This is a genomic window from Chitinophaga sp. 22308 (genome assembly GCF_052045305.1).
In the GTDB taxonomy this organism is placed as follows: Bacteria; Bacteroidota; Bacteroidia; order Chitinophagales; family Chitinophagaceae; genus Chitinophaga; species Chitinophaga varians_A.
Window position 1 is genome coordinate 360,187 of the sequence record NZ_JBQEOP010000004.1, and the last position, 11,792, is coordinate 371,978.

The window sequence follows — 11,792 nt, forward strand, 5'->3', positions numbered from 1 at the left end:
ACCCGGGCGGTAAAACTCAGTCTTAGATTTAAATATTTACGTATGCCCGTAGTTGCCAAAAAACTGGAAATGCAACATCTCGCCTGGCGTGCCGGCTTCGGTGAAACCCTGCCCGTCATCTCCGACTGGGAAAGAAGACGGCGAAAAGAAATCGTGAATAAAGTATTGATCGGCCCTAAACGGGCTGAGCTGGAATCGATAGACGTTATCAATGCTACTGACCTGCCGGATTACCGGCGCTCAAAAGACATGACGGCCGAACAACGTAAAACCGTCAATGAAATGAACACACAGGGCATCAAAGACCTCAGCGTGGCCTGGATGAATATGATGCAGAAAAGCGATCACCCGCTGCGCGAAAAAATGAGCCTCTTCTGGCACGGCCACTTTGCCTGCCGCACACAGAACGTGTTGTTCAACCAGCAGTTGATCAGCGAAATCAGGAACAATGCCCTGGGCAACTTTGGCGACCTGCTGACGGCCGTCTCCAAATCCCCGGCCATGCTGCAGTTCCTTAATAATCAACAAAACCGTAAGCAGCATCCCAACGAAAATTTTGCCCGCGAAGTGATGGAACTGTTTACCATGGGCCGTGGACATTATGCGGAAACAGATATTAAAGAAGCTGCCCGCGCCTTTACCGGATGGGGCTTCGATGAAGATGGCCAATTCGTGTTCCGTGAAAAACAACATGACGACGGCATCAAAAATATCCTCGGTAAAAGTGGTAACTACAATGGAGACGATGTACTGAAGGTATTATTGGAACAAAAACAAACAGCCACTTTTATCACTACCAAACTATTCAAATATTTTGTGGATGATACTCCCGATGATACCCTTATCCAGTCTCTTTCAGAGAAGTTTTATCATTCGGGGTATGATATCAAAACACTGATGCGGGAGATATTTATGGCCGACTGGTTTTATGACAGCAAATACATTGGCAACCGTATCAAATCGCCCATAGAGCTGCTGGTAGGCATACGGAGGACCGTTCCCATGGCTTTCGAGCAGGAGGAAACGATGCTGGTGTTTCAGCGTATACTGGGACAGATGCTGTTTTACCCGCCCAACGTGGCCGGCTGGCCCGGTGGCCGTAGCTGGATAGACAGTTCCAGCCTCATGTTCCGGATGCGTGTGCCGCAGGTGATCCTGTACTCACAGGTGCTGAACGTACGGCCTAAAGAACTGACACCGGAAATGGGCGATGGCGGCAATTATAAAATGACGTTGGAGATCAATGATTTCCTGAAAAGGCAGTTCGCCAAAAAAGTAAATGCACGGATCGACTGGGACCCTTATGTACAGGGCTACGCCGATGTTCCCCGCGAAAACCTCGCGGACACCATAGCCGGCGTATTGCTGCAACAGCCCGGCAATATCAAAAAAACGCTGTTGGAAAAATATGCAGACACCAGCTCCCGGGAAGGATATATCAAGACGGTGACCATTGATGTCATGAGCACTCCGGAATATCAACTTTGTTAATCATTCACCAGAAAGCTATTAGTTATGTTAATACTTAACAGGCGTCGTTTTTTACAGGTAGGTTCCCTGGCTTCAGCAGCGGTGCTGATGCCCAAGTTTCTCAAAGCGCTGGAAACCGGCGCACTGGTGCCTCCCGGCAATAAAGTGCTGGTGATTATACAACTGTCGGGCGGCAACGATGGCCTGAATACCATCATCCCTTACCGCAACGATATCTATTACCGTTCCCGTCCGGCGTTGGGCATTAAGCGGGAAACTGCCTTGTCGCTCAATGATGACCTGGGCATCCATCCTTCTTTGGATGGACTGAAAGCCTTATACGACGACGGTTCCCTGGGAATCCTCAACAACGTGGGATACCCCAATCCTGACCGTTCGCACTTCCGTTCCATGGATATCTGGCATTCAGCCAGCAAGGCAGAGGAAATATGGAGCGATGGCTGGGTAGGCCGCTACCTCGATGCCCAGTGCAACGGCTGTGATAAGCCCACGCAGGCACTGGAGATTGACGATACCTTAAGCCTGGCGCTGAAAGGTGAGCATAACAAAGGACTGGCGCTCACAGATCCGGGCCGCCTTTCCAATACCAGCAATGACCGGTTTTTCAAAGAACTGTTGCAACAGCATGCGCATGAAGATGAACACCATAATGTAGAGTACCTCTACAAAACCATGGGTGAAACGATCTCTTCTGCCGCTTATATCCAGCAACAGTTCAAGACTTATCAATCCAAAGAAAACTACCCCGGCACCGAGCTGGGACGTAATATGCGCACCATCGCCAACCTGATCATGTCTGATATCAATACCAAAGTGTATTATGTGTCGCACGGCAGTTTTGATACCCATGTGAACCAGCAGGACCAGCAGGCACGGCTTTTTAAACAGTTGAGCGATGCCCTGACAGTATTTACCGGTGACCTTAAAAAGAACAACCGCTTTCAGGATGTGGTCGTAATGACCTTTTCCGAGTTCGGACGGCGTGTAAGCCAGAATGCCAGCGGTGGAACAGACCACGGCACAGCCAATAACATGTTCCTGATAGGCGGTGCTTTAAAACGGCGGGGAGTGTTGAATGACGGGCCGGACCTGATGAACCTGAAAGACGGGGATTTGCAGTATAAGGTGGATTTCAAAAGCGTATATGCCACGCTGTTAGATAAATGGCTGGGCGCCAATGATAAAATGATCCTGAAATCAGACTATGCGAAGCTGGATTTCATTTAGTCCCCAGGGCTGAAGCCCTGGGCTACGTTGTGTTTTCGGGCTGTTTAGAGGTATAGCTTAACAATGAAGCCTCACCTTATTAATAGGGAACAACGTATTATCGTAGTTTTTAAGGCCTTTTAAGGGTGCAGTCGATATGAACTTTAATATTTAGTAATAAACAATAAAGCCCATGCCAGGAGCATGGGCTTTATTGTTATACAAAGGTACGCTTAGAGGGCTGTTTAACATACAAACCCTCACACCATCAATAACGAAATATTGACAATAAACACATCTAAAACAAAACGTAGCCCAGGGCTTCAGCCCTGGGATTATTGTGCAGTAACGCTATAAATCGCTCTGAAGGCAGCGTTTTTGATGGTGCGGCTGCCGCCAACCCCGCTGAGGTCTTTTACGGTGCCGGAGAAGATCCCTTCCACCAGTATATTATTGCTGTTGGTGACAGTGAGTACACAGTCAGCGCTGCCTTGTGAGCTGTAAGTGGCAGGATAGCCACCGCTGTTGATCACTATCAGGATGCTGTTACCTGCTCTGGTGCAAGGATATACGCCCGGAGGGAAAGGTACTTTCAGTCCGGCCATAGAGATGTTGATAATATCGTTATTGACGGTTTTCCCGGTGATTTCCAGTTTATAGTAGTCGTTGGTGGGATCATCGTCCTGGAAGTCAGGAGCGTAAGCCACTCCTTTGGGATTCTCGCTGAGATAGATTTTATTATCCAGTCTTACGGAAACAAACTTACGGTCTTTGCTATCGTCTTTATCTTTTCCGCAGGAGCTGCCGAGGATTACAACGGCACTGAGTAATGCGGTTACAAGTATGCGCATAGGTACTTATTATAGAAAGATGTAATAAAAATTCCGATAAAAATAATCATTTTCAGAATAGAAAAACGGATGCCGGCCCGGTATTGTTACATTCCGGTGCCGGCATCTTAAATATCCTGATAACTTGAATGTTATGCTTTTCGGGCGGTGCGATAGAGATACCAGCCCATAAAGGCGAAGAAAGCACATCCCAGTACAAAGTAGCCGCCATGGCCTAATATACCGGCGAGGCCGTCTTCCATATTGAGTTTGGCGAGTATGGCAGCGGAGCTGTCAAACCCGGCCAGTATGGCGATAATGACACCTGCCACTGCGCCTCCTGCCACAAGGCCGGTAGCAAAGAGATTGCCTTTGCCCAGTTCTTCTTCTGCTGCTGACGTGTGGACATTGGCTTTTTTGTTTTTATGGTCTACCACACCGCGGATAGCGCCACCAATGAAGATCGGCAAAGTGGTGGACAATGGCAGATAAGCGCCTACCGCAAAGGAGAGCGAGTTAATGTTGCACAGTTCCATTGTAACGGCGAGGAATACACCTACCAGCACAAACTGCCAGTCGAGGTTAAATGACAGGATGCCTTTGGCCAGTGTAGCCATGAGCGTGCCTTGCGGAGCCGGATAGTATGCACTGCCTATAGCATGTTCAGTAACGCCTTTGCTGATCATTTCAGCGGTAGGTTTGTCGAGGAATTTTACGGTCAGCCCGATCACGATGGAAGACACGATGGCGCCGATGAACAGGGCCAGCTGTTGGTACATGGGCGTAGCGCCCACGATATAGCCGGATTTCAGGTCCTGCGAAGTACCGCCGGCATTGGCGGCAGCAATACAGATCATACCGCCTACCACCAGGGCCATCGGCTCATATACTTTGCCGGTCCAGCCTACAGCGATAAACACCAGGCAGGTGCCCATCAGCGTGGCGATGGTCATACCGGAGATAGGGTTATTGGAAGAGCCGATCAGGCCTACGATACGGCTGGACACCGTTACGAAGAAGGCACCGAAGACTACCACCAGCAGTCCCACCAGCATTTTTTTGCCGATGGAATCGCCCGGGAGCTGCGGCAGGAAAGCCATCAGGAGCACCAGGGCGATGCTGCCGAACAGTACTACCTTGAGGCTCAGGTCTTTTTCCGTTCTCAGTACGTTGGCCTGTGCGTCGCCGCCTTCTTTACGGTCTTTGATAGCGCCAATGCTGCCTTTAAAAGACGAGATGATGGTGGGGATGGTTTTCAGCAGGGTGATGAAACCGCCCGCCGCTACCGCGCCGGCGCCGATCTGGCGTACATAGGCATAATATACCGCGGAGGAATAATCAGCGAAAGTATGGGTCACAGGGTCCCAGTTGCCTTGTCCGCCAGGTGTTTGCAGACTGGCGAGATAACCGATTTTTACCAGTTGGGAGGCAATCACGTCGCCAGGCAGCAGGGAGGCCAGCAACGGGATGAGGGCCAGCCAGGAGAGCACGCCGCCGGCTACCAGTACGCCCGCAATACGCGGACCGATGATATAACCCACACCCATATACTCCGGGGTGATGTCTGCGCTGATTTTGGCGGAAGGGAAAAACCTGCTGGTTTGTTTGGTCATGTACGCCGGTGTTTCGGCGATAACATGCAATATCTTCTGGAAGATGGCATAGGCAAAGGCAAAGCCGAGACCATAGAAGGCGGTACGGGCAAAGTCGCCCCCTTTCTCGCCGGCAATGAGCACATCGCCGCAGGCGGTGCCTTCCGGGTATGGGAGCGTTTTGTGTTCCTTCACGATCAGCGACCGGCGCAGTGGGATCATCATCAGGGTGCCGAGGATACCGCCGAAGATGGCCAGAATGAGGATGGTGAAGTAGTTAAAGAACTGGGCGCCACCGCCATCGCTGAGGAACAGGAAGCCCGGCAGGGTGAACACTACGCCGGCAGCAATGGATTCACCGGCTGAACCGGTGGTCTGGATGATATTGTTTTCCAGAATCGTGGTGTTGAAGAATTTTCTGCCTAACGTGATGGCAATTACGGCAATCGGGATGGAAGCGGAAACGGTAAGACCGGCTTTTAGGGCGAGGTATACGGTGGCGGCGCCAAAGATGATCCCAAAGATGCAGCCCAGTAAAATGGATTTGAGGGTAAATTCTTTCATTTGAGTGCCTGGCGGCACAAATGGTTTGAAGTTGTTGTCAGCCATATTGATAAGGTAAAAAAGTGTTAAGGGCTGAAATTTACGAATTACGGGGTTACTTACCGCGTATAAAAGGAAGACCGGAACAAATTGTATTGTTCCGGTCTTCCTTTTTATACATAAGAGGTATGCCTGTTATCTTACGCCATGCATCCATTTTTTCAGGAAGCTGGTGGAGAGGAACAGGAGTACTGCGGCGCCACCTGGCAGGATCACGAACACCATAAAGAACTCATAGAGGTTATGGATCGTGTAACCGGCGAAAGTTGGGTAGTGGGCAGCCAGTTTCAGTTCATGTAATTTGTCCAGTTGCTGGGCAGTGGCAGTGATGGTACCGTCGAGGATGCCCTGGAGGTCAATATTGTTTTTAGCGGCCAGCTCAAATTTATCCTGTGTCGGCGGCAGTAAGGCACCCAGTGTGCCTGCCAGCGCATAGCCGGCGGCGTTGGCGAGGAACCATACGCCCATCAGCAGGGAGGAGAAGCGATGGGGCGCCAGTTTGGCCACCAGTGACAGGCCTATCGGAGACAGGCACAGTTCACCGAGGGTATGGAACAGGTACATCACGATCAGCCAGATGACGCCGAGTTTCTGGCCAGCGCCCAGGTTTTTCACCTGCAGGGCGATGATGAAGAAGCCCAATGCCAGTAAAGCCAGCCCGATGGATTGTTTTATGGGCGAGATGGGCTCCAGGTTGCGTTTCTGAAGTTTCATCCATAACCAGCTGAAAGGAAGTGCAAATACGATGATAAAGATGGAGTTGGCGTTTTGTATAAAGCTCGGCGGCATGTCCCATCCTAAAAGGTGGCGGTCTGTCTGATAGTCGGCCACAAAGGTGAGGGAAGAACCGGCTTGCTCAAAACAGGCCCAGAAGAAGATCACAAAGAAGGCTACAAAGTAGATCACGAGGATACGTTGTCTTTCTACTTTGGTAATGCTTTTATCGGTCAGGATCAGCACTGCGAGGCTGATGCCGGACGCGTAGATGAAGGGATACAGCCAGGACTTGATTGGATTGGGATCGAGAGAGAGGTAGTGGATGATGAAAAACAGTACCACCAGGAGGCCCAGGACGCCTACAATAGCGCCGGAAGAGAATTTGGCCTTATCAGCTTCGCCTTCAGCGAGGTTGGCGGCTGGTTTGCTAAAGTCGGGTTTGCCGCCGATCGCTTCGCCATCGGGCGTCACCACATATTTGTCTTTCAGGAAATAGAACAGGACAGTGCCGAGGAACATCGCTATGCCGGCAGCAAGGAAGCCCCATTTGAAAGCGCCTACCATTCTCACGTTGTCTACTTTCACATCACCCAGCAGCGGGCAGATCAGCATACCGAGGAAGGCGCCGGTGTTAATGCCCATATAGAAAATAGTGAAGGCTGCATCCAGGCGGCTGTCGTTTTTAGGGTACAGCTGGCCTACCATGGAGGAGATATTGGGTTTAAAGAACCCGTTACCGATGATGATCACGAACAGGGCCACCCAGACAATCAGTTTGGCAGTGTCCACGTTGGTGGCGTAGAGCGCAGCGCTGAGTACCATCAGCAACTGCCCGATGCCCATAATGAAACCACCTAACAGAATACAGTTCCGGTTGCCAAGGTAGCGGTCGGAGATGTATCCGCCAAGCATAGGGGTGAGATAACTTAAACCGAGGAAGCCGCCATAAACGTAGGAAGACTCAGCTTCAGAGAATGCCAGTGCATTTACCAGGAAGAGGGTCAGCAACGCCCTCATGCCATAAAAATTAAATCGCTCCCACATTTCCGTGGTAAATAAGACAGCAAGGCCTTTAGGATGCCCCTTTGACGAGGCGTCAGCAGGCTTCTGTGCAACAGCTGTTTGCATCATAAATGGTTAGTTTTAGCAATAGTCGTTTTAAGGTTCTGTAAATTTCTAAATGCGGCAATTTAAAGTAAAATAGGATATCTCGTAAAAAAATGGTGGAAATGGTCAGTTTTTATGGTTTTTTGTGCTTTTTTCATCTTTCTTTGCATTTTCTTTCGCACCTGCATTTATTAGGCAATTCATATGAACATTTTATTACTAGGTAGTGGTGGCCGGGAACACGCCCTGGCCCGGAAAATGTCCCAAAGTCCACAGTGTGGCCAGTTATTTATCGCGCCAGGCAATGCCGGCACATCGCAATGTGGAACGAACGTCGATATGGGCGTGAGTGAATTTGAGAAGATCCGGGCTTTTTGCCTGGAAAATGCCATCGACCTGGTAGTGCCGGGATCGGAAGAGGCCCTGGTAAATGGTATCTATGATTTCTTTGCCCAGGATGCCGCTCTGCAGCATATTCCAGTGATGGGTCCTTCCAAAGAGGGCGCCCGCCTGGAGGGCAGTAAGGCTTTCGCCAAGCTGTTCATGGAGCGGCATCAGATCCCGACAGCTGCTTACCGGGAATTTAATGCAGACAATTTTGAAGAAGGCGTGGCTTATCTTCAGCAGCATTCCTTACCAATTGTATTGAAGGCCGACGGGCTGGCTGCCGGTAAAGGCGTGGTGATCACCAGTTCACATGAAGAAGCTGTGGCCGAGTTTGAACAGATGATCCGTGCCGCCAAATTTGGCGATGCCAGCAAAACCGTAGTGATAGAGCAGTTCCTGACTGGTATTGAACTGTCTGTGTTTGTGCTGACGGACGGCCATTCCTATAAGATACTGCCGGAAGCAAAGGACTACAAACGAATTGGTGAAGGCGACAAGGGCCTCAACACCGGCGGTATGGGAGCGGTATCTCCGGTACCTTTTGCCGATGCGGCTTTCATGAAAAAGGTGGAAGACAAAATAATCCGCCCTACAGTAGCGGGCTTGTCAAAAGAAGCGATAAAATATAACGGATTCATCTTTTTTGGCTTGATTAATGTGGAAGGAGAGCCTTTTGTTATTGAGTACAACTGTCGCATGGGCGACCCGGAAACGGAAGTCGTAATGCCCCGTTTACAAAACGATTTACTGGAACTGTTTACCACGGTATCAAACGGTACGCTGGCAGCGCAAACCATTTATGCAGATCCGCGTGCAGCCGCCACCGTCATGCTGGTGTCCAGGGGCTATCCGGAAGCATATGAGAAAAACAAGGAGATCAGCGGCATACCAGCGCCTACGCAGGACCAGGTGGTATTTCATGCCGGGACCAAACAATCGGGCGCGCAAGTCGTGAGCAATGGCGGCCGTGTGCTGGCCATCACTTCGCTGGCAGCCAGCCTGCCGCTGGCACTGGCTCATTCGGTGCAAACCGCGGAGCAGATTTCGTTTGAAGGCAAAACGTATCGTCGGGACATCGGTTACGAGTTCATTTAGTCATTTGGTTGTTTTTTTATTTAGAAGTTTCTCTAAGGAAACATGCTTTCCAAATGATCAAATAACTAAATATTAAAATGGTAAAATAATCATGTCGGGTTGCCGTTTAAACAACAAATAACTTTTTTTAATATTTAGCCGTATTATTGCAAGAATATCCACTTTTTGCATCGTATATTCGTTAGAATTATTCATTTTTGCATTCTAATTTTTGACCGTATCAACAATGGGATTTTTTAATTTTTTAACGCAGGAAATCGCGATTGATCTGGGTACAGCGAACACGCTGATAATACATAATGACCAAGTGGTTGTGGACGAGCCTTCCATTGTAGCGATAGAACGGGCTAGCGGTAAAATTGTGGCCGTAGGTAAGAAGGCCATGATGATGCACGAAAAAACACATGAATATCTTCGAACGATACGTCCCCTGAAGGATGGTGTGATCGCGGACTTCAATGCCGCTGAGGGTATGCTCAGGGAACTGATAAAAATGGTTTATCCTAAAAAGCCGTTGTTTGCTCCCAGCTGGCGTATGGTGATCTGTATCCCTTCCAGCATTACTGAAGTGGAGAAGAGAGCGGTACGTGACTCTGCCGAGCAGGCGGGCGCCAAGGAAGTGTACCTGTTGCACGAACCAATGGCCGCTGCCCTGGGTATCGGTATCGACGTGGAAGAACCAGTGGGTAACATGATCATCGATATCGGAGGTGGTACCACCGGTATCTCTGTGATCGCCCTGGCAGGTATTGTGTGCGACCAGAGCATCCGTATCGCCGGTGACGAATTCACCGCTGATATTATGGAAGCGCTCCGCCGTTACCATAGCCTGTTAATCGGTGAACGGACAGCCGAACAGATCAAGATCCATATCGGATCGGCACTGAAAGAGCTGGACAACCCACCAGATGATATCCCGGTTAACGGTCGTGACCTGGTGACCGGCATCCCTAAACAGATCATGGTATCTTACCAGGAGATCGCCGAAGCACTGGACAAATCTATCTTTAAAATCGAAGAAGCCATCCTGAAAGCGCTGGAAACAACGCCTCCGGAGCTGGCATCAGATATTTACCGCAGAGGCTTGTACCTGACCGGTGGCGGTGCGCTGCTGCGCGGCCTGGACAAACGCCTTGCCCAGAAAATCAAACTGCCGGTACATGTAGCAGATGATCCGCTGCGTGCCGTAGTAAGAGGTACTGGCATCGCTTTGAAACATGTGGGCAAATATCCGTTCCTGATGCAATAAACCTATTTAGGTATTTGGCTATTTGGTTATTTAGAGATTTCTTGGGAAAAGGACTCTCTAAATGACCAAATAGCTAAATAATAAAATCTCTAAATGACTCGCGCTTGTGCGGAATTTAATCATTTTCTTTAGGCGATATTTCAACTTCTTCTTATTTCTGCTGCTGGAAGTGATTTGTATTGTGTTGGTATTCCAGAACAATAACCTGCAGCGATCTGCCTACCTTAACTCCGCCAATGATATTAGTGGGAAGCTGTACGACAAATACAACAACGTACAATATTACTTTCACCTGAAAGCTACCAACGACAGCCTGGTAGCGGAAAATACCCGCCTGCACAATGCCGTTCGCACCAGCTTTGATTCTGTAGTGACAGGCACCGGCCTCAAAATAGATACGATCCGCCAATACAGCGACGATACCCTTCACCGGGTGATCGGCACCCAGGTCCGCCGCTATAAGTACTTTGAGGCTAAGGTGATCAATAACTCCGTTAACAAACCCATCAACTATCTGACTATCCACCGCGGCAGCCTGCAGGGTATCCGTCCCAATATGGGCGTTATCAGCAGCAGCGGCGTGGTAGGCGTGGTCAGAAGCGTGAGCGATAACTATGCAGTGGTGCTTTCCATGCTTTCCAAATCCAACTCGGTGTCTATCAGCGCCAGGCTGGGCCAGGGCAAGGAAATGGGGTCTGTACACTGGGACGGCGACAATGCCACCTATGCCCAGTTAAAGGATATCCCGAAGAGCGCTAAAGTACATAAAGGGGATACCGTGGTCACCAGCGGCTTTTCAGCACTGTTTCCCGAAAATATCCCCATTGGCTACGTAGACACGGTGATGATGTCGGATAAAGCCGGCACCTCTTACAATATCCGTCTGAGATTGGCCACGAATTTCTATAATGTGCAATATGTGTACGTGATAGAAAATCTGCTGAAAGATGAACAACAACGACTAGAAGACTCAACTTACAAGTTGATTAAATGAGTATACTGTTAAGAAATATTATCCGGTTTGCATTCCTGTTGCTGATACAGGTGTTTGTGCTCAACAAGATACTGATCCACCAGCTGGTGAGCCCTTATCTGTACATGCTTTTCATCCTGGCGCTGCCTTTTAACCTGCCGCGCCCGGTGGTGATGTTGCTTGGGTTCCTGATGGGTATCTCCCTCGATATGTTTTCCAACACCATGGGGATACATGCGGCAGCCTGCGTGTTTATTGCTTACCTGCGACCGTTTATTATCAATGTCCTGTCGCCCCAGGGTGGCTTTGAAACCACTCAGAAAACGCCGTCCATGACCAGTATGGGCGTTTCGCAGTTTCTGATCTATGCGGCGGTGCTGGTGTTTCTGCACCATGTGGTCTTTTTTATCCTGGAAGTTTTCGGCTTCGGCAACCCATTGTACCTGATGCTGAAAATCCTGCTTTCTACTGCTGCCAGCCTTATTTTAATCGTTTTATACGAATTGCTTTTTTTCACAAAGAAATAGCAGTCTGCAAGAAGC

The 11,792-nt window shown here is 49.5% G+C and carries 9 protein-coding genes; 6 read left to right on the forward strand and 3 right to left on the reverse strand.

Going from position 1 to position 11,792, the window contains the following annotated elements; all coding sequences use genetic code 11:
- The first annotated feature begins 42 nt into the window (after positions 1–42).
- Both ACTJJS_RS17585 and ACTJJS_RS17590 read left to right on the forward strand, forming a co-directional pair.
- A complete protein-coding gene (locus tag ACTJJS_RS17585) occupies positions 43–1,491 on the forward strand; it encodes a DUF1800 domain-containing protein (protein WP_440664659.1) in 1,449 nt (482 codons plus the stop codon).
- A gap of 24 nt (positions 1,492–1,515) precedes the next feature.
- The gene (locus ACTJJS_RS17590; RefSeq protein ID WP_440664660.1) at positions 1,516–2,718 is read left to right on the forward strand and encodes a DUF1501 domain-containing protein; all 1,203 of its coding nucleotides are present in this window, start codon (positions 1,516–1,518) and stop codon (positions 2,716–2,718) included.
- 314 nt (positions 2,719–3,032) lie between these two features.
- On the opposite strand, the gene ACTJJS_RS17595 is transcribed toward ACTJJS_RS17590, so the two are convergent.
- From ACTJJS_RS17595 to ACTJJS_RS17605, 3 genes are all read right to left on the reverse strand, one after another.
- The gene (locus ACTJJS_RS17595; protein WP_440664661.1) at positions 3,033–3,548 is read right to left on the reverse strand and encodes a hypothetical protein; all 516 of its coding nucleotides are present in this window, start codon (positions 3,546–3,548) and stop codon (positions 3,033–3,035) included.
- A 131-nt stretch (positions 3,549–3,679) separates the two neighbouring features.
- The gene (locus ACTJJS_RS17600) at positions 3,680–5,728 is read right to left on the reverse strand and encodes an OPT family oligopeptide transporter (protein WP_168870385.1); all 2,049 of its coding nucleotides are present in this window, start codon (positions 5,726–5,728) and stop codon (positions 3,680–3,682) included.
- A gap of 129 nt (positions 5,729–5,857) precedes the next feature.
- A complete protein-coding gene (locus tag ACTJJS_RS17605; protein ID WP_168870384.1) occupies positions 5,858–7,570 on the reverse strand; it encodes a peptide MFS transporter in 1,713 nt (570 codons plus the stop codon).
- Between the two features lie 180 nt (positions 7,571–7,750).
- Between ACTJJS_RS17605 and purD the strand changes: the two genes are divergently transcribed.
- From purD to mreD, 4 genes are all read left to right on the forward strand, one after another.
- Positions 7,751–9,028, forward strand: coding sequence for a phosphoribosylamine--glycine ligase (gene purD / locus ACTJJS_RS17610; RefSeq protein ID WP_168870383.1), 1,278 nt, complete (start codon positions 7,751–7,753; stop codon positions 9,026–9,028).
- 226 nt (positions 9,029–9,254) lie between these two features.
- The gene (locus ACTJJS_RS17615; RefSeq protein WP_078669179.1) at positions 9,255–10,277 is read left to right on the forward strand and encodes a rod shape-determining protein; all 1,023 of its coding nucleotides are present in this window, start codon (positions 9,255–9,257) and stop codon (positions 10,275–10,277) included.
- Between the two features lie 106 nt (positions 10,278–10,383).
- Positions 10,384–11,271, forward strand: coding sequence for a rod shape-determining protein MreC (mreC, locus tag ACTJJS_RS17620; protein ID WP_168870382.1), 888 nt, complete (start codon positions 10,384–10,386; stop codon positions 11,269–11,271).
- A complete protein-coding gene (mreD, locus tag ACTJJS_RS17625; RefSeq protein WP_168870381.1) occupies positions 11,268–11,777 on the forward strand; it encodes a rod shape-determining protein MreD in 510 nt (169 codons plus the stop codon). Before mreC ends, mreD begins: the two co-directional genes overlap by 4 nt.
- Positions 11,778–11,792 lie beyond the last annotated feature (15 nt).

What these genes read in the sequence shown, in the direction of transcription:
- ACTJJS_RS17585 (WP_440664659.1), top strand. Translation starts at nt 43, where the DNA reads ATGCCCGTAGTTGCCAAAAAACTGGAAATGCAACATCTCGCCTGGCGT.
- ACTJJS_RS17590 (WP_440664660.1), top strand. Translation starts at nt 1,516, where the DNA reads ATGTTAATACTTAACAGGCGTCGTTTTTTACAGGTAGGTTCCCTGGCT.
- ACTJJS_RS17595 (WP_440664661.1), bottom strand. Translation starts at nt 3,548, where the DNA reads ATGCGCATACTTGTAACCGCATTACTCAGTGCCGTTGTAATCCTCGGC.
- ACTJJS_RS17600 (WP_168870385.1), bottom strand. Translation starts at nt 5,728, where the DNA reads ATGGCTGACAACAACTTCAAACCATTTGTGCCGCCAGGCACTCAAATG.
- ACTJJS_RS17605 (WP_168870384.1), bottom strand. Translation starts at nt 7,570, where the DNA reads ATGATGCAAACAGCTGTTGCACAGAAGCCTGCTGACGCCTCGTCAAAG.
- purD (WP_168870383.1), top strand. Translation starts at nt 7,751, where the DNA reads ATGAACATTTTATTACTAGGTAGTGGTGGCCGGGAACACGCCCTGGCC.
- ACTJJS_RS17615 (WP_078669179.1), top strand. Translation starts at nt 9,255, where the DNA reads ATGGGATTTTTTAATTTTTTAACGCAGGAAATCGCGATTGATCTGGGT.
- mreD (WP_168870381.1), top strand. Translation starts at nt 11,268, where the DNA reads ATGAGTATACTGTTAAGAAATATTATCCGGTTTGCATTCCTGTTGCTG.